19 protein-coding genes and 1 pseudogene are annotated in these 20,938 nt (G+C 73.5%); 7 read left to right on the plus strand and 13 right to left on the minus strand.

The features are described 5' to 3' along the window. Positions 1 to 120 precede the first annotated feature (120 nt). Positions 121 to 1,311, plus strand: coding sequence for a hypothetical protein (locus MCBG_RS12075; protein WP_043330528.1), 1,191 nt, complete (start codon positions 121 to 123; stop codon positions 1,309 to 1,311). Positions 1,312 to 1,633: 322 nt separating this feature from the next. Here the strand turns inward: MCBG_RS12075 and MCBG_RS12080 are convergent, their stop codons facing one another. From MCBG_RS12080 to MCBG_RS12100, 5 genes are all read right to left on the minus strand, one after another. After that, positions 1,634 to 2,140 (minus strand): GNAT family N-acetyltransferase, encoded by a 507-nt coding sequence (locus tag MCBG_RS12080; protein ID WP_223201199.1) that lies wholly within the window; start codon positions 2,138 to 2,140, stop codon positions 1,634 to 1,636. A 129-nt stretch (positions 2,141 to 2,269) separates the two neighbouring features. Then, on the minus strand, positions 2,270 to 4,213 hold the full coding sequence (gene dxs / locus MCBG_RS12085) for a 1-deoxy-D-xylulose-5-phosphate synthase (RefSeq protein ID WP_043325664.1): 1,944 nt from the start codon (positions 4,211 to 4,213) through the stop codon (positions 2,270 to 2,272). A 58-nt stretch (positions 4,214 to 4,271) separates the two neighbouring features. Then, the gene (locus MCBG_RS12090) at positions 4,272 to 5,432 is read right to left on the minus strand and encodes an anhydro-N-acetylmuramic acid kinase (protein ID WP_043325665.1); all 1,161 of its coding nucleotides are present in this window, start codon (positions 5,430 to 5,432) and stop codon (positions 4,272 to 4,274) included. Positions 5,433 to 5,477: 45 nt separating this feature from the next. Then, positions 5,478 to 6,758: a class I SAM-dependent RNA methyltransferase gene (locus tag MCBG_RS12095; protein ID WP_051611185.1), complete on the minus strand. Its 1,281-nt coding sequence runs from the start codon at positions 6,756 to 6,758 to the stop codon at positions 5,478 to 5,480. Continuing rightward, positions 6,755 to 8,842: an APC family permease gene (locus MCBG_RS12100; protein ID WP_043325667.1), complete on the minus strand. Its 2,088-nt coding sequence runs from the start codon at positions 8,840 to 8,842 to the stop codon at positions 6,755 to 6,757. Before MCBG_RS12100 ends, MCBG_RS12095 begins: the two co-directional genes overlap by 4 nt. A gap of 158 nt (positions 8,843 to 9,000) precedes the next feature. Between MCBG_RS12100 and MCBG_RS12105 the strand changes: the two genes are divergently transcribed. Both MCBG_RS12105 and MCBG_RS12110 read left to right on the plus strand, forming a co-directional pair. Continuing rightward, positions 9,001 to 9,666: a potassium channel family protein gene (locus tag MCBG_RS12105; protein WP_043325668.1), complete on the plus strand. Its 666-nt coding sequence runs from the start codon at positions 9,001 to 9,003 to the stop codon at positions 9,664 to 9,666. Between the two features lie 3 nt (positions 9,667 to 9,669). Then, entirely contained in the window at positions 9,670 to 10,353 is a 684-nt protein-coding gene (locus MCBG_RS12110; protein ID WP_043325670.1) for a potassium channel family protein, read from the plus strand. A 7-nt stretch (positions 10,354 to 10,360) separates the two neighbouring features. Here the strand turns inward: MCBG_RS12110 and MCBG_RS12115 are convergent, their stop codons facing one another. The 4 genes from MCBG_RS12115 to dut form a co-directional block, all read right to left on the minus strand. Further along, positions 10,361 to 11,041: a DUF3159 domain-containing protein gene (locus tag MCBG_RS12115; RefSeq protein WP_043325672.1), complete on the minus strand. Its 681-nt coding sequence runs from the start codon at positions 11,039 to 11,041 to the stop codon at positions 10,361 to 10,363. Next, positions 11,038 to 11,418, minus strand: coding sequence for an OB-fold nucleic acid binding domain-containing protein (locus tag MCBG_RS12120; protein WP_043325675.1), 381 nt, complete (start codon positions 11,416 to 11,418; stop codon positions 11,038 to 11,040). The genes MCBG_RS12115 and MCBG_RS12120 overlap by 4 nt, the downstream gene beginning before the upstream one ends. A gap of 172 nt (positions 11,419 to 11,590) precedes the next feature. Beyond that, positions 11,591 to 12,214 (minus strand): DUF3710 domain-containing protein, encoded by a 624-nt coding sequence (locus MCBG_RS12125; RefSeq protein WP_043325677.1) that lies wholly within the window; start codon positions 12,212 to 12,214, stop codon positions 11,591 to 11,593. Positions 12,215 to 12,239: 25 nt separating this feature from the next. Then, the gene (gene dut, locus MCBG_RS12130) at positions 12,240 to 12,737 is read right to left on the minus strand and encodes a dUTP diphosphatase (protein WP_181373763.1); all 498 of its coding nucleotides are present in this window, start codon (positions 12,735 to 12,737) and stop codon (positions 12,240 to 12,242) included. Positions 12,738 to 12,822: 85 nt separating this feature from the next. Between dut and MCBG_RS12135 the strand changes: the two are divergent. After that, positions 12,823 to 13,313, plus strand: a pseudogene (locus MCBG_RS12135) (DUF3093 domain-containing protein). On the opposite strand, the gene MCBG_RS12140 reads toward MCBG_RS12135, so the two are convergent. Further along, the gene (locus tag MCBG_RS12140; RefSeq protein ID WP_369799301.1) at positions 13,252 to 14,214 is read right to left on the minus strand and encodes a hypothetical protein; all 963 of its coding nucleotides are present in this window, start codon (positions 14,212 to 14,214) and stop codon (positions 13,252 to 13,254) included. The pseudogene MCBG_RS12135 and the gene MCBG_RS12140 sit on opposite strands and share 62 nt — an antisense overlap. Positions 14,215 to 14,450: 236 nt before the next feature. Beyond that, positions 14,451 to 14,747, minus strand: coding sequence for a DUF4193 domain-containing protein (locus MCBG_RS12145; RefSeq protein ID WP_013284790.1), 297 nt, complete (start codon positions 14,745 to 14,747; stop codon positions 14,451 to 14,453). A gap of 439 nt (positions 14,748 to 15,186) precedes the next feature. On the opposite strand from MCBG_RS12145, the gene MCBG_RS12150 reads away from it, so the two are divergent. After that, positions 15,187 to 15,702: a LytR C-terminal domain-containing protein gene (locus tag MCBG_RS12150; protein ID WP_181373764.1), complete on the plus strand. Its 516-nt coding sequence runs from the start codon at positions 15,187 to 15,189 to the stop codon at positions 15,700 to 15,702. Positions 15,703 to 15,773: 71 nt separating this feature from the next. On the opposite strand, the gene MCBG_RS12155 is transcribed toward MCBG_RS12150, so the two are convergent. Next, the gene (locus MCBG_RS12155; RefSeq protein ID WP_043325683.1) at positions 15,774 to 16,595 is read right to left on the minus strand and encodes an inositol monophosphatase family protein; all 822 of its coding nucleotides are present in this window, start codon (positions 16,593 to 16,595) and stop codon (positions 15,774 to 15,776) included. A 291-nt stretch (positions 16,596 to 16,886) separates the two neighbouring features. On the opposite strand from MCBG_RS12155, the gene MCBG_RS12160 reads away from it, so the two are divergent. After that, positions 16,887 to 18,491, plus strand: a complete 1,605-nt coding sequence (locus MCBG_RS12160; RefSeq protein ID WP_043325685.1) for an RNA polymerase sigma factor — start codon at positions 16,887 to 16,889, stop codon at positions 18,489 to 18,491. A gap of 244 nt (positions 18,492 to 18,735) precedes the next feature. After that, positions 18,736 to 18,969: a DUF7455 domain-containing protein gene (locus MCBG_RS12165; RefSeq protein WP_013284786.1), complete on the plus strand. Its 234-nt coding sequence runs from the start codon at positions 18,736 to 18,738 to the stop codon at positions 18,967 to 18,969. A 150-nt stretch (positions 18,970 to 19,119) separates the two neighbouring features. On the opposite strand, the gene MCBG_RS12170 is transcribed toward MCBG_RS12165, so the two are convergent. Next, positions 19,120 to 20,841 carry a DEAD/DEAH box helicase gene (locus MCBG_RS12170; RefSeq protein ID WP_043325686.1) on the minus strand — a complete coding sequence of 574 codons (1,722 nt, stop codon included), beginning with the start codon at positions 20,839 to 20,841 and terminating at the stop codon, positions 19,120 to 19,122. Positions 20,842 to 20,938 lie beyond the last annotated feature (97 nt).

Below are 20,938 nucleotides of genomic sequence, written 5' to 3' on the forward strand. Positions count from 1 at the left end.
CGAATCGCCCGTCACGTTCCGCAGTGGTCACTCGACCGAAAGGGTGAGCCGGGCGCGGCCGGGTGGCGGGCCGTCTCGTACCATGTGGGCTTCCGACCGACGACCGGCGAGGGGATCAGGGTGCTTTCAGCCCGCCGAAGCGCTACGACGGGCACCGCGCTGGCAGCTCTGCTGCTGGTCACCGCGGGTTGCGGACCGATCGCGGACCGGAAGCCGGCGGATCTGCGGGTCGGCTACGACAGCCTGGACGGCAACCTCGCGGTGTGGCCGCCGCGCGGCAGCCTGGCCGGCGACGCGGCGGCGACCGCCGCGATCACCACAGCGGTACGCGAGTGGCGCTCCCCGGTGGACGACCGGGTACACGTGCCCACCTCCGGCATCCTCTTCTCCGGTCAGGTGGCCGGCTCCGCGCTGGCGCTGGTCGCCGCCGATGTGCCCGGTGACGCCGCCTCCTGGCTGCTGCAACTCGACCGGGACGGGCAGCGCTGGCGGGTGGCCCACGCCACCGAGTACACCGATCCCGGCTACCTGGTCTACTCCGACGTGCTGCCGGTGCGCGACCCGGACGGCCGCCGCTACCTCACCTCGGCCCGCGTCGCACGCCTGCTCGGCCCCGACGGCAAGGCCGTCGCCAGCACCGACGGCGTCACCGAGCCGGTCGCCGTGCCGGACTGCCGGGCCGTCGAGCTGACCGCGGCGCTGCGGCCCACGACGTCACTGCCGCGCGGCAAGGCCGCGGACCGCGTCCTCGACCTGGGTACGGCCACCGAAGCGCCCCGCTACCCCCTGGTACGCGACGACACGGGCGCCGGGAAGCGCGCGCTGACCGGGCTGGACACCTGCGTGCTGGCCGGTGAGCGGGGCCCGTTCGGCAGTGTGCCGCGCCGCATCGGCGACCGGGACGCGCCCCGTTCCGCGCCGGAGTCCTGGCCGATGGCGAAGATCGCCACCCGTTCGCTCGGTTCGGTGGCGCTCGGCGACGGGGAGCCGGGCGAGTTGGAACAGTTGAGCTGGGACAGTCCCAGCGGGACGATGACCGCGGTGGTCTACCGGCCCGCGGACGGCGGCACGCCGGTGGTCTCCCCCGCCGACCGGTCCACCACGCTCCAGGCGTACCACCTGCCGATGCCCGGCCGGCCGCTGGCGGTGCTGAGCTGGCGTACGGGCGAGGTGTCGTTCTCCGCCCCGCCCGGCACCACCCGCCTGGTGGACCGTCCCGGCCTGGTGGTCGTCGAGCACACCGACCAGCGGCAGACGTTCAGCCTGGCCGGCACCGAGAAGACCTGGTACCGATCCCTCCCCACCCCGTAACCCCCGCTCTCCCGCCCCGCCGCCCGCCCCGTCGATCATGAACTTGACGGCGACAAACCGGACACCAATCCCCGCCAACCTCATGATCACCCGGCTGGCTCGGTGATCAAGGAGTTTGTGTCACCCGGGAGGCTCTCCACGCACCCAAACTCCTTGGTCAACAGGGCAGGCCAGGGCGGGGCCAGGGCTGGAGGGACTCGGCGATCTTGCACTGAGGGCCCCGCCGATCAGGGCAAAACCGGCAACCTCGGGGTCGGAAGTGCAAGATCGACGGGTTTAGGGCGGGCTGAGGTGAGGGTGAGGGTGAGGGCTAAGCGACGGGCTAAGGGTGGGTCAGCTGCATGCCTACGTAGGGGGTTCGGGCCGGGCCGGGGCGGGAGGTGCCGTCGGGGCGCCAACCGTGGCGGGTGTAGAACGCGCGGGCCCGGGTGTTGCGCTCCCACACCTCCAGCACGCCCAGCGCCAACCCCTCGTCCGCCAGGTGACGCACGAACAGCGCGTGCAGCGCGCCACCCACGCCTCGACCCCAGAGTCCCGGATCGACGTGGATCTGGTAGAGCTGCGCGGTCGTCCGCGGATCCAGGTCGGACGAGTGCGGCGGACCCATGGCCAGCACCCCGGCCAGGACACCGTCCACGATGGCGACTCGCACCTGCTTGCGCGCCGAGGTGATTGCCGCCGCCCAGCCCTCCCGCTGCTCCCGGGCCAGCTCCGGAGTGAGGATCTCCTCGGTCGGCAACCCACCGGCCCCGTAGTAGGCGACCCGCGCCCGGCTGTGCAACTCGACGATCCCCGAAAGATCCCCGAGCCCGGCCTCCCGAATCTCCACCGCCCCTCCCTCGACACAAGACATCCAGCGATCTTGCGGTTGCGGCCCTCCCTTATCGGGCGAAGCCGACATCAGGAGGGCAGCAAGTGCAAGATCGACGCGGGCGGGCGGGCGCGACGGAGAGCGGGGTCAGCTCTGGGCTCGGGCTCCGTTCGCGGCCGGGTCGACCGGGGCGGCGTCGAGGCTGGAGATCCAGCCGGTGACGTCGCGTGCCACGTCCTGCGCGGTCAGCCGCAGGTCGGCCAGGATCTGGGCGCGGCTGCCGTGCGGGTGCCAGTCGGCCGGTACGCCCATGTCCTTGACCGGCACCCGGACGTCCGCGTCGCGCATCGCCTGCGCCAGCGCGGAGCCGACGCCGCCGATGCGCACGCCGTCCTCCACGGTGACCACGAGCCGGTGCCCGGCGGCCAGCTCGACCAGTTCGGCCGGCACCGGGCGCACCCAGCGCGGGTCGACCACAGTCACGCCGTACCCCTGCTCGGCGACCCGGGCGGCGACCTCGACACCGAGGCCGGCGAACGAGCCGACCGCCACCAGCAGCACGTCGGTACGCGCCGACTCGGCCAGCACGTCGACCGGGCCGACCCGGCGTACGGCCGGCAGGTCGGCGGCGACGGTGCCGGTCGGGAAGCGCAGGATGGTCGGGCCGTCGTCCACGGCGATCGCCTCGCGCAGCTCCTCACGCAGCGTGGCCGAGTCGCGGGGCGCGGCGATCCGCAGGCCGGGCACCACGCCGAAGACCGACATGTCCCAGATGCCGTAGTGGCTGGGCCCGTCGGGGCCGGTGATGCCGGCGCGGTCCAGCACGAACGTGACGGGCAGCTTGTGCATCGCCACGTCCAGCAGGACCTGGTCGAACGCGCGGTTGAGGAACGTGGCGTAGACCGCCACCACCGGGTGCAACCCGCCCATGGCGAGGCCGGCGGCGGAGGTGGCCGCGTGCTGCTCGGCGATGCCCACGTCGTAGACCCGCTCCGGGTACTTGCGGGCCAACGTGGCGATGCCGGTGGGCTCGGCCATGGCGGCGGTGATGCCGACCACGTCGGGCCGCTCGTCGGCGATCGCGACCAGCTCGTCGGCGAAGACGTTGGTCCACTTCACCGACGGCACGGCGAGCAGCTTGCCGGTCTCAGCGTCGAACGCGCCGGGGCCGTGCAGGCAGTCGGCCTCGTCGTCCTCGGCGGGACGGTAGCCGTAGCCCTTGCGGGTGACCGCGTGCACGATCACCGGGCCGCCGAAGTTCTTGGCCGCGCGCAGCGCCGCCTCGACGGCCGGCACGTCGTGGCCGTCGACCGGGCCGACGTACTTGATGCCGAGGTCCTCGAACATGGCCTGCGGGGCGACCGCGTCCTTGATGCCCTTCTTGACCGCGTGCAGCACCTCGTACATCGGCTTGCCGACGAACGGGGTGTTGCCCAGCGCGTCCTTGACGGTGTCGAGCACCTTCTCGTAGCCGGGGTTGAGCCGCAGCGACGACAGGTGGTCGGCGAGGCCGCCGATGGTCGGCGAGTAGGACCGGCCGTTGTCGTTCACGACGATCACCAGCGGGTTGCCGGCGGTGGCGATGTTGTTCAGCGCCTCCCAGCACATGCCGCCGGTGAGCGCGCCGTCGCCGACCACGGCCACCACTGAGCGCTTCTCGCCGCGCAGCGCATACGCCTTGGCCAGGCCGTCGGCGTACGACAGGGCGGTGGAGGCGTGCGAGTTCTCGATCAGGTCGTGCTCGCTCTCCGCCTGGCTGGGGTAGCCGGAGAGGCCACCGCGCTGGCGGAGCTTGTCGAAGCCCTCCTGCCGGCCGGTGAGGATCTTGTGTACGTACGCCTGGTGGCCGGTGTCGAAGAGGAGCCGGTCGCGGGGGGAGTCGAAGACCCGGTGCATCGCCAGGGTCAGCTCGACCACACCCAGGTTGGGGCCGACGTGGCCGCCGGTGCGGGAGACCTTGGCGATCAGGAAGTCACGGATCTCGGCGGCGAGGATGTCCAGCTGCTCGGCGGTCATCCGCTTCACGTCCTGCGGGCCGCGGACGGTGCCCAGCAGCCGACCGTGGTTGGCCGTGCCCTCTTCAACACTCATGACCGGAGAGTCTATCGGCCGCGCGACAGTCCGCAGCCCGGCCGTGTATCGACCCAGGTCAGGCGTCGACCACCAGCCGCCGGGGCGCGGGTGGGCGCGGCGCGGCGGCGGACGGGCCGGCCGGCGTCCAGGAGCCGAGCACGGTGGCCCGGGACGCGCCGGTCACCGACGGCACCGCGCCCGGCAGGCCGTGCCAGGACAGCCAGCCGAGCAGCGCGAACGCGTACGCCTCCTTGGCCTGGGCGGGTACGCCCAGCTCGTCGGTGGTGCGCAGCCGCCAGCGTCCCGCGCCCAGCGCGGCCAGCCGCGCCCGGAGTGTGGGATTGCGCACTCCCCCGCCGGCGGCCACCACCTCGGTGACCCGGTGCCGGTCGCAGGCGTCGGCCACCGTGCGGGCGGTCAGCTCGGTGAGCGTGGCCAGCACGTCGTCGGCGGCCACCGGCTCGCCGAGCGCGGCCAGCGCCGCGTCCAGGTAGCCGCCGTGGAACAGCTCCTTGCCTGTCGACTTGGGCGGCGGCGCGGCGTAGTACGGCTCGGCGAGCAGCCGGGCCAGCAGCGCCTCGTGCACCCGCCCGGCCGCGGCCCGCGCTCCGTCGACGTCGCAGGGCCGGTCCAGGAAGCGCCGGGCGGCGGCGTCCAGCAGCGCGTTGGCCGGGCCCACGTCGTACCCGAGGACGGGCGCGCCGGGCGCGACCACGGTGAGGTTCGCGATCCCGCCGAGATTCAACGCCGCACGTGGGCCGGCAGCCGGGTCGAGCAGCAGCGCGTCGAACGCCGGGACCAGCGGCGCGCCCTGGCCGCCGGCCGCCACGTCCGCCGAGCGCAGGTCGTGCAGCACGGGTACGCCCACCCGGGCGGCCACCCGGGCCGGCGCGCCGAGCTGGAGCGTGCCGCGAACCCGGCCCGCCTCGACCCAGTGGAAGACCGTCTGCCCGGGCGACACGACCGCGTCGGCAGCGCCCCCGGCCAGCTCGACGCCGGCCGCCGCCGCCTCGGCGAACACCTCGCCGAGGCGGTTGTCCAGCCGGCAGACCGCCTCGATGGTGGTGGCCGCCGGGGGCAGCAGCGCGCCGATCTCGGCCCGCAGGTCGTCCGGGTACGCCAGTTCGCGGTGCCCGAGCGGCCGCAGCCGCAGCGTGTCGCCGTCGGCGGTGAACTCGGCGGCCACCACGTCCACGCCGTCGTAGGACGTGCCCGACATCAGCCCGACGATGCGCAAGGAAGGGCCCCTTCTTAACGGATCCGGTAGTAAAAGGGCCCCTTGTTAACGCGCGGGGCCGGGGCCGTGCGCGGGCAGGAACAGGCCGACCAGCTCCGCGTGCTGGGTCATCGGGAACAGGTCGTACCCGCGCAACTCGGCCAGCCGCCACCCCGCCTCGCGGAACGTGCGGACGTCCCGGGCGAAGGCGGCCGGGTCGCACGCCACGTACGCGACCGCGCGCGGCCCGGCGGCCACCACGTCGCGGACCACCGGCGCGCCCGCGCCGGAGCGCGGCGGGTCGAGCACCACCAGGTCGACCGGGCCGGTGATCCGGCGCCGGGCCAGCGCGGTCTCCACCCGCGCCGCGACCACCTCGACGCCGCGCAGGTCGGCGAGGTTCTCCCGGGCCGCGGCCACGCCGTCCGGCGCGGACTCGACGAGCGTCACCCGGGCCCCGTCGACCCGTTCGGCGAGCGCGGCGGCGAACAGCCCGGCGCCGCCGTACAGGTCCCAGGCCGTCTCGCCCGGTTGCGGGTCGAGCAGGTCGAGCACCGCGCCGGTCAGCGCGTCCGCCGCCGCCGGGTGGACCTGCCAGAACCCGGAGGCGGGCAGCGTGAAGGACCGCCCGGCCGCCGTCTCCCGGACCCGCTCCGGCCCGCTCACCGCCGTCGGAACCCCCTCGGCGTACGCGACCACGGCGACGTCCCCGCCGGTGCTGGCGACGGTCTCCACCGCGTCGGCGTCGGGCCAGCGGGCGCCGGTCGGCGGGAGCACCGGCAGCTCCTGGATCGCCGGGTGCGCGATCAGGCACCGCTCGATCGGCACCACCTCGTGCGAGCGGTGCTTGAGCAGCCCGGCCCGCCCGGCCGCGTCGACCGCGTACCGGACCCGGGAACGCCAGCCCAGCGGCCCGCCGGGCAGCGCCTCGACGCGTACGCCGAGCGCGTCGATCTGCTCCGCGGTGAGGCCGCCCAGCCGGGTGAGCTGCTCGCGCACCACGGCGAGCTTCCAGTCGAGCTGGGCGGCGGGGGCGACGTGCTGGAGGTCGCAGCCGCCGCACCGGCCCGGCCGGGCGTACGGGCACGGCGGGGCGACCCGGTCCGGTGCGGCGTCCAGGATCTCCACCGCGTCGGCGCGGGCGAAGCCCCGGTGCAGCTCGGTCACCTCGGCGATCACCCGCTCGCCGGGCAGCGCGTGCCGGACGAAGACCACCTGCCCGCCGACGCGGGCCACGCAGTGCCCGCCCGGCGCGACCGCGTCGACTGTCAGCTCGACCCGCTCGGCCTCCTCCAATCCGGGGCGTTCCGCCGTCGGCACCGGACCGGGACGCTCGTCGGCGCTCACGGCCGCTCCTCCCGCTCGGCGGAGGGCGCGGACGGCGTGGAGGGCGCGGACGGCGCGGACGGGGTGGACGCCACCGGCGGCGGCAGCGTGCTCTGCGGCGCCACCCGGGGGCCGCGCGCCGGACCCCGGCTGAGCGTGGCGTCCAGGCGGTCCAGGTTCTTGCTGGCGGTGGAGGCGAGCTGCCAGGGCACGCTCGTCACCATCACGCCCGGCTCGAACAGCAGCCGCCCCTTGAGCCGCAGCGCGCTCTGGTTGTGCAGCAGGTTCTCCCACCAGCGCCCCACCACGTACTCGGGAATGAAGACGGTGACCACGTCGCGCGGCGACTCCCGGCGCACCGACGCGACGAAGTTGAGGATCGGCCGGGTGATCTCCCGGTACGGGGAGTCGATCACGGTGAGCGGCACCGGCAGCTCGCGGCGCTCCCAGTCGGCCTGCAGTTCCCGGGTGTCCTGCTCGTCCACGTTCACGGTGACCGCGGTGAGCGTGTCCGGCCGGGTCGCCCGGGCGTACGCGACCGCCCGCAGCGTCGGCTTGTGCAGCTTGCTGACCAGCACGATGGCGTGGTTGCGGGCGGGCAGCACGCCCCGCTGCTCGGTCGGCTCCAGCTCCTCCGCGACCCGGTCGTAGTGCCGGCGGATGCCGAGCATCACCACGTACATCACCGCCATCGCGACGATCGCGATCCACGCCCCGAGCAGGAACTTCGTGGCCAGCACGATGACCAGCACCACGCCGGTCATCACCATGCCGAACGTGTTGATCGCCCGGGAGCGCAGCATCCGGCGGCGCGCCTCCGGGTCCCGCTCGTTGCGAAGGTGCCGGTTCCAGTGCCGGATCATGCCGGCCTGGGAGAGCGTGAACGAGACGAACACCCCGACGATGTAGAGCTGGATGAGCTTGGTCACCTCGGCCTGGAAGCCGATGATCAGCACCACCGCGAAGACGGCCAGGAACAGGATGCCGTTGGAGAACGCCAGCCGGTCGCCTCGGGTGTGCAGCTGGCGCGGCAGGTAGCGGTCCTGCGCGAGGATCGAGCCGAGCACCGGGAAGCCGTTGAAGGCGGTGTTGGCGGCCAGGAACAGGATCAGCGCGGTCATCCCGGCGACCACGTAGAGCAGCACCGAGCCGCCGCCGAACACGGTCTCCCCGAGCTGCACGGTCACCGTCTTCTGCACGTAGTCGACCGGGCCGGAGACGATCTGCGTCCTCGGGTCCTCGACGAACTGCAGGCCGGTGAGCCGGGACAGCCAGATGATGCCGACCAGCATGGTGACCGCGATGCCGCCGAGCAGCAGCAGCGTGGTCGCCGCGTTCTTCGACTTCGGGGCCTTGAAGGCGGGTACGCCGTTGGAGATCGCCTCCACGCCGGTGAGCGCCGCGCAGCCCGACGAGAACGTGCGCAGCAGCAGGAACACCAGCGCGAACCCGGTGACGCTGTGCTCGGCCTGGATCTCCAGGCCGGCGCTCGGCGCGCGCAGGTCGTCGCCGAGCACGAAGACGCGGACCAGCCCCGTCAGCAGCATGCCGCCGATGACGATCACGAAGCCGTACGTGGGGATGGCGAAGGCGGTGCCGGACTCGCGCAGGCCGCGCAGGTTGATCGCGGTGAGCAGCACCACCGCGCTGACCGCGATGAGCACCTTGTGGGTGGCCACGAACGGCACCACCGAGCCGAGGTTCGCCACGCCGGAGGAGACCGAGACGGCGACGGTGAGCACGTAGTCGACGAGCAGCGCGCTCGCCACCGCCAGGCCGGCCTTGGGGCCGAGGTTGACCGTCGCGACCTCGTAGTCGCCGCCGCCGGAGGGGTAGGCGTGCACGTTCTGCCGGTAGCTCGCCACCACGGTGAGCATGACCACGACGACCGCGAGCGCGACCCACGGCGAGAAGAAGAACGCCGAGGCGCCGGCGATGGACAGCGTCAGGAGGATCTCATCCGGCGCGTACGCCACGCTGGAGAGCGCGTCGGAGGCGAAGACCGGCAACGCGATCCGCTTCGGCAGCAGCGTGTGCTGCAGGCGGTCGGACCGGAACGGTCGACCGAGGAGGAGTCGCTTCAGCAGCGAGGTGGGTCGGGCCACAACCGCCAAGCGTACGACCACCGGATCCGGGGCGCAGGGGTGGTCGATCTCCCCCGCGTGCGTCCGCGCGGTACGGTTCGGTCCCCCGTCCGGCAGGGGGACGTGGCAGGCTCGCAGGCGACGGGTCGGCGGGCGGCGCCGTGGGAGGAGCGGACACCGTGCATGTGGTGATCATGGGCTGCGGCCGGGTCGGGTCGACCCTGGCCCACAGCCTGGAGTCGCGCGGCCACTCGGTGGCGGTGATCGACCAGGACGCGGACGCGTTCCGCCGTCTCGGGCCGGACTTCGCCGGCATCACCGTGACCGGCGCGGGCTTCGACGGCGAGGTGCTGCGCCAGGCCGGCATCGAGCGGGCCGACGCGTTCGCGGCGGTCTCCAGCGGTGACAACTCCAACATCATCTCGGCCCGGCTGGCGCGGGAGACGTTCGGCGTGTCCCGGGTCGCGGCCCGCATCTACGACCAGCGCCGGGCGCAGGTCTACGAGCGGCTGGGCATCCCCACCGTGGCGACCGTCCGGTGGACGGCCGACCGGATGCTGCGCCACCTGGTCCCCGAGGGCAACGTGGAGATCTTCCGCGACCCGACCAGCACCGTGTCGATCATGGAGGTGCCGGTGCACAAGGACTGGATCGGCCGGCCGCTGCGGCAGCTGGAGCAGGCCGCCGGCGCCCGGGTGGCCTACCTGAACCGGTTCGGCATCGGCACCCTGCCCACCGCCTCCACCGTGGTGCAGGAGGGCGACCAGGTCTTCATGCTGGTGACCGACGACATCAACGGCCCGGTCACGTCGGTGGCGGCGGCGCCGCCGGAAGGGGGGCACTGAGCCATGCGGATCGCCATCGCCGGCGCCGGCAACGTGGGCCGCTCGATCGCCCAGGAGCTGATCGACAACGGCCACCAGGTGATGCTGATCGAGCGGCAGCCGAAGATGCTGCGGCCCGACCGGGTGCCCGCCGCCGACTGGGTGCTCGCCGACGCGTGCGAGCTGGCCAGCCTGGAGGAGGCCGACGTGGCCGGGTGCGACGTGGTCGTCGCGGCCACCGGCGACGACAAGGTCAACCTCGTGGTGTCGCTGCTGGCCAAGACCGAGTTCGCGGTGCCCCGCGTGGTGGCCCGGGTCAACCGGGCGGAGAACGAGTGGCTGTTCACCGAGCAGTGGGGCGTCGACGTCGCGGTCAGCAAGCCGCGCGTGATGGCGGCGCTGGTCGAGGAGGCGGTCACCGTCGGCGACCTGGTCCGGCTGATGACGTTCCGGCAGGGCGAGGCGAACCTGGTCGAGATCACCCTGCCGCCGACCGCGCCCTACGTGGGGCAGGCGATCCACGCGGTGCCGATCCCCCGGGACGCGGCGCTGGTGGCGATCGTGCGCGGCAAGCGGGTGCTGGTCCCCACCCCGGACGACCCGATCGAGGCCGGCGACGAGCTGGTGTTCGTCTGCACCGCCGCGGTGGAGGACGACGTACGCGCGGTGATCCTCGGCCCGGCCAGCGCGGACCGCCACCGTTCCTGAAGCGGCCTCAGGCGCCCGGCAGCGGGGTGGGCGCGCCCTCCCGGGTGACCCGGCGGACCACCCAGACGGTGATCAGCAACAGCAGCGCGTACGGCGGGTAGCCCAGCGCGAGCCGGGCCACGCCCAGCGCGGTGTCCTGGTGGGCCAGGTAGAGCCCGGCCTGTACGCCGACCTTGGCCAGCCACACCACGCCCCACAGCACGGTGAGCTGGGTGAAGGTGCGGACCAGCCTGGGGTCGTCGCGCCACTCGGAGCGGCCCTTGGCGACCAGCACCGACCAGATCCAGCCGACCAGCGGCTGCCGGATCGCGGCCGAGAGCAGCAGCGCCAGGCCGTAGCCGATGCCGTAGAGGATGCCGGGCAGGTAGAAGTCGCGCTCGTCGCCGGTACGCAGGGCCAGCAGCGCGCCGATGCCGACGCCGAACAGGCCGTTCACCGCGTGCCGCACCGGCTTGCGCTGGGCCAGCCGCAGGCCGGCGATCAGCAGCGCCACCGCCACCGAGGCGTACACGGCGGGGCGCAGCTCGCCGATCACGTTGGCGACCACGAAGACCACCACCGGGATGCTCGACTCGACCAGCCCGCGCCATCCGCCGAGCTGGTCGGCCATCTGCTCGGCGAGGCTGGGCAGCCGCTCCTCGTCCTGCGGGCCGAGACCCGACGGGGTGTGCTGCTGTCCGGTCGTCACTTCGGCGACTCCAGCTCGTAGTACGGGTTGTAGATCACCTTGCGGTCGTCACGCACCGCCACCCGGCCGCGCGCGGTCAGGTGCCGGCCCGGCTCGATACCGGCGATGTGCCGACGGCCCAGCCAGACCAGCGTGACGACGTCGGTGCCGTCGTAGAGGTCCGCCTCCAGCGTGGGCAGGTTCGTCCGCGGCGTGTAGACGACGGTGCGCAGCCGCCCGGCCACCGACACCACCTGGCCCCTGTTGCACTGGCGGGCCGGCGTGCCGCCGGACTCGGCGCTCTCCCGGCGCAGCTCCTGCGCCTCGATCTCGGCCTCGCTGGCGGTGAGCCGGTGCAGGAGCCGCCGCAGCGACCCCCGGCTCTCGTCGGTCGTCATGACCTCCGCGTCACCCTCTCCACAGCGGGGCCCCGCTGGTGGCGGAACCGTCCCGCCAGCGTACGCCGACACGGCCCGCCGGCGGGAGCGCCGTGGTACGCGTACCGCCGCCCGGGACGCCGGCACGCCGCGGGCCCGGCGCCGTTCGACGCCGGGCCCGGGCACGTGTGGATCAGACCTCCTGCTGCTCGGCGGCGGCCTGCTGCTCGGCGACCTCGCGGGGCAGCCGCAGCGGCAGCGGCTCGCGCACCGGCTTGGCCTCCTGCCCGCGGTCGACCACCAGGCCGTCCAGGCAGGCCGTCAGCGGCCCGGCGGTGGCCGCCTCGGTGGCCGCGAGGCCCTGGAAGACGCCGCGCACCATCCAGCGCGGGCCGTCGATGCCGACGAAGCGCAGGTCGGTCGGGCCGTCCGGGGTACGCACCCGGGCGCGCAGCTCGGGACCGCGCTCCCCGTCGACCTCCTGGACGGTGGCGCCGTCGGCGACGAGCGACTGGCGGATCTCCTCGCGCACCTCGTCCCAGATGCCCTCGGAGCGGGGCGCGGCGAAGACGCCGAGCTGCAGCGCGCTCTGCCCGTGCACCAGCACCACCTGCTGGATCACGCCCTGCGGGTCGGCCTGGACGCGCACCTCCACGTCCGGCACCGCCGGGATCTGGAGGCTGCCCAGGTCGAGCCGGGGCGCGTCGGGGGCCTCGCTGACGTCGTACGGTCCGCGGTCCGGCGCCGACGGGGTCTCCTCGGCGTCGAGGACCCCATTGTCACGCGCCTCGTCGGCCCGCTTCCGGGAGAAGATCACTGCGCCCACCCTCCGCTGTTCGCACTCACCCTGCCACCTCTTCGCTCTGCCCGCCGGACGGCGCCGGGACCAGGCCGGCGTGCCCGCCGGTGGACCCGTGCCCGCCCGTGCCACGCCGGGACGCGGGCAGCTCGGCCACCGGCCGGAACTCGGCCCGGGCGACCCGCTGGACCACCAGTTGCGCGATGCGGTCGCCCCGGCTGATCTTGGCTGGCATGTCCCGATCGTGGTTGATCAGGTTGACCAGGATCTCACCCCGGTAGCCGGCGTCGACCGTACCGGGCGCGTTGAGCACCGTCACGCCGAGCCTCGCCGCCAGACCGGATCGGGGGTGGACCAGCCCGACGTACCCGTCGGGCAGCGCCACCGACACGCCGGTGGGCACCAGGGCCCGGCCGCCGGGGGGCAGCTCGACGTCCGCGGCGGCCACCAGGTCCGCGCCGGCGTCACCGGGATGGGCGTACGCCGGCAGCGGCAGCTCCGGGTCGAGCAGTCGCACGGGCACGGGTACGACGTCTGTCACGGTCATCCTCTTCCGTCCGGTCCTGCGGGGGTGCCCTGTCATCCTGCCGGTTGCCGGGCCCGCGACGCGCCGTACCCTCGTCAGTGTGCGTCAGTCGTCATCTCCGGCCGCGCCGCCGGCCACCGCCGCGCCGTACGCGGAGCGCCTCGGTCTGCCCTGGTGGGCCTGGCCGCTCGGACTGCCGCGGCCGCGCTGCTCGCGTCGAACTGTGGATGGGCGCGACCGGCGTCCGCGCCTGGCTGCCGTTCGTGCTGCTAATCCCCGCAAACGGTGGCCGCCCTGTGGTGGCTGGGCCGGATCCGGGTCGAGGTGCGCGACGGCGAGCGGCGGGTGGACGACGCCCACCTCCCGGTGCGGTACGTCGCGGACGTGGTGCCGCTGGACGCGGCCGGCCGGCGCGAGGTGCTCGGCGTCGGCTCCGACCCGCTGGCCTTCGTGGTGCAGCGTCCGTGGATCGACGGCGCCGTGCAGGTGGTGCTGGACGACCCGGAGGACCCGACCCCGTTCTGGGTGGTCAGCACCCGGCACCCGGTCCAGTTGGCGGTCGCCGTCCTGGCCGCCCGCGACGCGGCCTGATCCGACGCCGCCCCGAGGCGGCCTGACCCGACGCCGCCCGCGAACGGCCGGTCCGCCGCCGGTCAGGACGGCTTGTCCGGCAGTGCCCGGGCGGTCCCCGCAGGTCCTTGCCAGTTGCTCGCCGAGCCGCGGGTGGCCGACGGTTGAGGTAGCCGGCCACGGCGGCGCCGGTCAGGAACGGCCCGAGCGTGGTGAGGTTGCGCCCGAATCGGCGCATCAGACTGTCCCGCAGCTCGCGGCGGGCGGCGGTGCCGAGCACCGCGCTCACTCCGACGCCCGGCATCATCGGGTTGACCCCGCGCTGGGTGGCCCAGGACTGCACCAGCGACACCGCGCGGCCGGTGCCGCCGGCCGGCAGCGGCACCCGGTGGACCTCGTGCAGCTCGCCGATGAGTTTCAGCTCGATCGCCACCACCGCGACCGTCTCGGCGGCCAGCAGGACGGGGGCGGAGAGCAGCGTGGGCGTCACCGCCCACTCGACGGCTGCCACTCCGCCGCCGGCCGCGCCGACCCCGGCGGTGGCCCGGGACGCGTTGCGGACCAGCCGGTCGGCGAGCGCGTCGTCGTCCAGGCCGGGGAAGTGCCGCCGCAGCGTGGCGAGGTCGCGGATCGGCACGTGCGGGGCGATCTCGGCGACCGTGTCGGTCATCCAGCGCACCGCCGCCCGCGGCTTGAACAGGTCGGTGATCCCCCGGGCGCGGGCCTGCCCGACCAGCCGGGTCAGCAGTTGCCGCCGGCGGGCCGGGGCGATGTCGTCGGCGGTCAGGGCGGCGACCGTCGCGCCGAGTTCCCCGGCGTCCGCGCCCGGCTCACCGGACGTCGAACCGGAGCCGGTAGTGGCCGCCGTCGCGGCGAGTTCGGTGGAGGCCGGCGGCACGGTCGAGCCGCCAGGTGCGGGCACGGCGGAGCCGGTCGGTGTCGCATCCGGCCCGGTCGGCGCCGGTCTCGCCGCTGGAGCCGGGGTCCGGTCGGCGCCGGTCCCCTCGCTGCGCTCGCTCACCCGTCCGCCCTCCTTGCTCCGCGCGGCGTGGCAGCCGCCCGTAACGAGTCAAGCAGCAACCGGCCACCGGCGCACGGCGGCGGCTCGAACAGCGGCGGCCCCGTCGAGGAGGCCGCCGCCGGTGTCCCCGGTCGGGATCAGACGCACTCGCGGCAGATCAGGTCGCCGTTGCGCTCGACCGCCAGCTGGCTGCGGTGGTGGACCAGGAAGCAGCGGGCGCACCGGAACTCGTCCTGCTGCATCGGAAGGACCTTGACCGTGAGCTCCTCGTCGGCCAGGTCGGCGCCGGGCAGCTCGAAGCTCTCGGCCACCTCGGCCTCGTCGACGTCCACGGCGCCCGACTGTGAGTCGACCCGCCGGGCCTTGAGCTCTTCGAGGCTGTCCTCGCCGAGGTCGACCTCGTCGCGACGCGGGGCGTCGTAGTCGGTGGCCATCGGTTTCACTCTCCAATATCGATATTGTCGCTGCCGGTTGTAACGCCGGACGACGCCGTTTCGGTTCCCCTGACCGGCCACCATCTCTGTCGGGCACCCGACCCGACGAGCGGTGGGCCGGGCTCGCCGGTGCGAAATGCCCCCGGTGAGCGCGGAACCTTACCCCCCCTGTGGGCGAGGCATGTATACCGCCCTCGCGGGGGAGATGTACGCCTCGGCGCCCGAAGTTGTTCCCAATGTGACTCAGGCGACACGAAGATAGGGGTAGTCCTACCGGTTCACCGCGTGGCGCGCCGGTATGTCGGACTGTTTCCACGCCTGAGCCGGACAACGGTTAACCTCAGCGGCGTACTGGACGGCCGACCGGTCGCGGCCCGACCGCGTCGCCCGCCACCACCCAATCACTGTCCGGGGAGCGCCCAGGATGAGTTTTGCGCGAGTGCGGGCACTCGTTGTCGTCGGACTGCTGGCGGTCGTCGCCCTGGTCGTCGTGGTCGTCGCCGTGTTGAAGGACAGTCAGGGCACAGCCGGTACGGCGGCCGCCTGCCCGGACGGCTGGCCGCTGGTCGACCTGCGGCTGCGGGAGCAGAAGGACGTCAAGATCAACGTCTACAACGCCACCGACGAGGCCGGCCGGGCCGGCAGCGTCGCGGACGACTTCCGCAACCGCAAGTTCCAGGTCAAGAAGGTCGGCAACGAGAAGAAGGCGTTCGACGGCGTGGCCGAGTTGCGGTTCGGGCCCAACGCCGTGGGGTCGGCGCACCTGCTGCGCGCGTACTTCCTGAACGAGGCCAGCCAGAAGTTCGACGCGAACCGCAAGGACGACGTGGTCGACGTGGTCCTGGGCAACCAGTTCCAGCAGCTCGCCACCACCACCGAGGTCAACCAGTCGCTCGGCGACCTGGGCGCCCCGCAGGCGCCGCCGGAGACCTGCCCGAAGCCGGTCGAGAAGTAGGCGGCCGGCGGCCCGACGACGCAGGGCGGTCCTCCTCCGGGAGGGCCGCCCTGTCGCGTGTGCGGGGCAGGTCACGGCCCGCCGGAGGCGTCCAGGTCGACCAGCCGGGCGTGCAGCGGCCCGTGCAGCGCCGGCGGCGCGGCGAGCACCAGGTCCGGTCCGGCCGGGCGGCCGGACAGGCCGGTCACCAGCAGCCCGGCCTCCCGGGCGACCAGCCCGCCGGCGGCCAGGTCCCAGTCGGCCAGGCCCTTCTCGTAGTACGCATCCACCCGCCCCTCGGCGGCCAGGCAGAGGTCGAGCGCGGCGGCGCCCATCCGGCGGATGTCCCGGATGTGCGGGATCAGCTCCGTCACCACCCGCGCCTGGTGGGCCCGGCGGCCGGCGTCGTAGCCGAAGCCGGTGGCCACGAGCGCCTGGCCGAGATCGGTCGCGGTCGAGCCGCTCAGCCGCTGCCCGTCGCGCCAGGCGCCGCCGCCGAGCGTCGCGGTCCACTCCTCGCCGGTGACGACGTTGCGGACCACCCCGGCGACCACCTCGCCGGCCACCTCAGCGGCCAGCGAGACCGCGCAGTAGGGCAGCCCGTACAGGTAGTTGACGGTGCCGTCGATCGGGTCGAGGATCCAGCGCACCCCGTCGGCGCCGGCGGGGCCGGTCTCCCCCGCGCCGTACTCCTCGCCCAGCACCGCGTCGCCCGGCCGCCGCTGCCGCAGCGCGGCCAGCACCTGCCGCTCCACCGCCCGGTCGGCGGCGGTGACCACGTCGGTCACCGTGCTCTTCGTCGCGGCCACCGAGACACCCTCGACCCGCATCCGGTACGCGGTGGCGGCGGCCTCCCGGGCCACCTCGACCGCGATCGTGAGCAACTCCCGCGCCGTAGGCGTCGCGGTGATCATGTTTGTCCCCTTCCCGCACGATCGGGACCGGCCCACCCGTGCGCGGGTATCATCCTTACAAAGTCCACATTCTGCGCCGATTTCGGCGGGTCCCGGACCGCCGGTCCGCCGTGCGGCGCGGGATGATCGCGGCAGACGGCGTTACAATTTCACCCTGCCCACGCGCCACGGACCGCCAGCGACCGGACGGCCCGGGACACGGGGGTCCTCAACGACTCGCCCGGCACGGCCGTCCCATGCTGCGCCGGACGACCCGGCCGTGCTCGCTCTTTTCGCCTCCGGAAGGTCTTCGTGACAGATCCCCGCCAGACCGGCGCCGACGTTCGCTCGCTCACCGACACCCTGATCGCCCACGCGCAGAGCGCCGGCGGTCAGCTCACGTCGGCCCAGCTCGCGCGCACCGTCGAGTCCGCTGAGGTGACCCCGGCCCAGGCCAAGAAGATCCTCCGCGCGCTCTCCGAGGCGGGCGTGACGGTGGTGGTGGACGGCTCGGCGAGCACCCGCCGCCGCGTCGCCGCCGCCCGGTCCGCCACCCCGGCCTCCCGCGCGACCACCGCCAAGACCACGAAGAAGGCCGCCGCGCCCGCCCCGAAGCAGGCGCCGGCCGCCGAGGAGGCGCCCGCCGCCCCGGCCCCCAGGAAGGCGACCGCGCGCAAGGCCACCACGGCCGACGTCGCCAAGGCCGCCGCCCCGGCGAAGGCCACCAAGGCGACCCGCGCCACCAAGGCCACGGTGGCCGCCAAGACCGCCGCGGCGAAGCCGGGGAAGGCCGGCGGCAAGGCGGAGGGCCCCGAGGGCGAGATCGACCCGGAGGAGCTGGCCGCCGAGATCGAGGACGTGGTGGTCGAGGAGCCGGCCGAGCTGACCCAGGCCGCCGAGGCCGACGCGGCCAGCTCCGCCACCGACAACGACTTCGAGTGGGACGACGAGGAGTCCGAGGCGCTCAAGCAGGCGCGCCGGGACGCCGAGCTGACCGCCTCCGCCGACTCCGTGCGGGCGTACCTCAAGCAGATCGGCAAGGTTCCGCTGCTCAACGCCGAGCAGGAGGTCGAGCTGGCCAAGCGGATCGAGGCCGGCCTCTACGCCGCCGAGCGGCTGCGCGCCGCCGACGAGGGCGAGGAGAAGCTGGTCCGCGACCTGCAGCGCGACCTGATGTGGATCTCCCGGGACGGCGAGCGCGCCAAGAACCACCTGCTGGAGGCCAACCTCCGCCTGGTGGTCTCGCTGGCCAAGCGCTACACCGGTCGCGGGATGGCCTTCCTCGACCTCATCCAGGAAGGCAACCTCGGCCTCATCCGCGCCGTCGAGAAGTTCGACTACACCAAGGGCTACAAGTTCTCCACCTACGCCACCTGGTGGATCCGCCAGGCCATCACCCGCGCCATGGCCGACCAGGCCCGCACCATCCGCATCCCCGTGCACATGGTCGAGGTGATCAACAAGCTCGGCCGGATCCAGCGCGAGCTGCTCCAGGACCTGGGCCGCGAGCCCACCCCGGAGGAGCTGGCCAAGGAGATGGACATCACACCGGAGAAGGTGCTGGAGATCCAGCAGTACGCCCGGGAGCCCATCTCGCTCGACCAGACCATCGGTGACGAGGGTGACAGCCAGCTCGGCGACTTCATCGAGGACTCCGAGGCGGTCGTCGCCGTCGACGCGGTGTCGTTCTCGCTGCTGCAGGACCAGCTCCAGCAGGTCCTCCAGACGCTGTCCGAGCGTGAGGCGGGCGTGGTGCGCCTGCGCTTCGGCCTCACCGACGGTCAGCCGCGCACCCTGGACGAGATCGGCCAGGTGTACGGCGTGACCCGGGAACGCATCCGGCAGATCGAATCGAAGACCATGTCCAAGTTGCGGCACCCCTCGCGTTCCCAGGTGCTCCGCGACTACCTGGACTGACCGCGTACGTCAACAATTCGTGCCGGTTTGATCACCAGCCGTAGAACACTCATCAGTGATCGATCGGTTGCCTGTTTGTGATCGTTGACGTGGCACCCTTGGTGCACGGCACACTGTCCCCCACGCCATGTGTGACCTCGGTCCCCCGCGGGCACACAGGGAAGGCAGGGCCCGAGATGGGTGTTGCACGATAGGTGAGCAACCGAAGAGAGTGTTCATCGGTGACGACCAGAGGAGGAAGGCGATGACCCCGACCCTCACGCCGCCGCCCGAGACGGTGAGCCCCCCGGCCGCCGATGAACGGTGCGACCGCTGCAATGCTGCCGGCAAGCTCCGGATCACTCTGGCGGGTGGGAGTGAGCTGGTGTTCTGTGGGCACCACGCGAACAAGTACGCGGAGGATCTCGTGAAGATCACCGTGCGCTACGCGTCGGACCCGGAGTTCAGCTGGCGTGGCGCCGATCTCATGGCGAACTGAGGTCCGACAGGAATCCACATCACGACATAACCGGCCGGAGGCACCCACACGGGTCGCCTCCGGCCGGTTTTTCGTGCCGGTGCCGCCTGCGCCGCCCGGTGTTAAGAAGGGGCCCCTGCTCTACCGGAGGCGTTAACAGGGGGCCCTTCCTTACAGGGTCTGCACGGTGGCGATGCGCTCTTCGAGCTGCTCGATCGTCGCCTGCGCGCTGGGTGGGCCGCCGCAGATCCGGCGCAGCTCGGCGTGGATCTTGCCGTGCGGCTGGCCGGTGTGGTGGTGCCGGGCGGCCACCAGAGCGTTCAGCTGCCGCCGTAGCGCCACCCGGCGCTGGGCGGCACTCATCGGTGGGGGCGCCGCCGCCGGGGCCGCAGCGGCCGGCTCAGCGGTCCGCTGGGCGGCCCGGCGCTTCTGCGCGGCGAGCTGCTCGGCCTGCCGCTTGGTCAGCAGCAGCGAGACCTGGTCGGCGGTGAGCAGACCGGGCAGGCCGAGATATTCCTCCTCCTCCGGCGTACCGGCCTGGGCGGCGGTGCCGAACGACGCGCCGTCGAAGATGACCTGGTCCAGCTCGGCGGTCGCGGAGAGCGCGGCGAAGCGCTTCTCCAGCTCGCCACTGGCGCCGTCGTCGCGCTGGGCGCGCTCCAGCAGGTCGTCGTCGAAGCCCTCGCGGTCCTTCGGCTTGCCGAGCACGTGGTCCCGCTCGGCCTCCATCTCGCTCGCCAGCCCCAGCAGGTGCGGCACGCTGGGCAGGAACACCGACGCGGTCTCGCCGGGACGGCGGGCCCGGACGAACCGGCCGATCGCCTGCGCGAAGTACAGCGGGGTGCTGGCGCTCGTCGCGTACACGCCGACCGCGAGCCGGGGGATGTCGACGCCCTCGGACACCATCCGCACCGCTACCAGCCACCGTTGCTGCGAGGCGGCGAACGTCGCGATCCGCGCGGACGCGCCCTGGTCGTCGGAGAGCACCACGGCGGCCTTCTCACCGGTCACCTGCTCCAGCAGCTTCGCGTACGCGCGGGCCACCTGCTGGTCGCTGGCGATGACCAGGCCACCCGCGTCGGGCATGCCGTTGTCGCGCAGCACGCTGAGCCGGGCGTCGGCGGCGCGCAGCACCTGCGGCATCCAGTCGCCGGCCGGGTCCAGCGCGGTACGCCACGCCTGGGCGATCAGGTCCTGCGTCATCGGCTCGCCGAGGCGGGCCGCCAGCTCCTCACCGGCGTTGGTGCGCCACCGGGTCTCCCCCGAGTACGCCAGGAACAGCACCGGCCGGACCACGCCCTCGCGCAGCGCGTCGGAGTAGCCGTAGACCGAGTCGGCGCGGGAGCGCAGCAGCCCGTCGCCGCCGCGCTCGTAGCTGACGAACGGGATCGGATTGTCGTCGGAGCGGAACGGCGTGCCGGTGAGCATCAGCCGGCGTACCGCGGGCTCGAAGGCCGCCTTGACGCCGTCGCCCCAGGTACGCGAGTCGCCGGCGTGGTGGATCTCGTCGAGGATGACCAGCGTGCGTCGGGTCATGGTGCGCCGCCGGTGCACCTGCGGCGCCATGCCCACCTGCGCGTACGTGACCACCGCGCCGTGGAAGTCGGCGGCGGAGTGCAGGTCGGCGTTGCGGAACGCGGCGTCGAGCTGGATGCCGACCCGGGCGGCGGCCTGCGCCCACTGGGTCTTCAGGTGCTCGGTCGGCGCGACCACGGTGACCGCCTCGACGGTGCCGTCGGCGAGCAGCTCGGCGGCGATGCGCAGCGCGAACGTGGTCTTACCGGCGCCGGGCGTGGCGACCGCTGTGAAGTCCTCGGTCCGGCGGCGCAGGTATTCCACGAGCGCCTTGCGTTGCCAGGCGCGCAGGGGCGGGAACGTGTCGAGCGCCGGCATCCGCGGTGGCACGCGTAGCTCCTCTCCGCCGCGGACGGCGGCGGGCCCGACCGGGGCCACGGGAGCCGCCGCCCATGAAAACGCCCTCGCGCATCCG

It is taken from the genome of Micromonospora sp. M42 (assembly GCF_000568915.1).
Taxonomy (GTDB): domain Bacteria; phylum Actinomycetota; class Actinomycetes; order Mycobacteriales; family Micromonosporaceae; genus Micromonospora; species Micromonospora chalcea.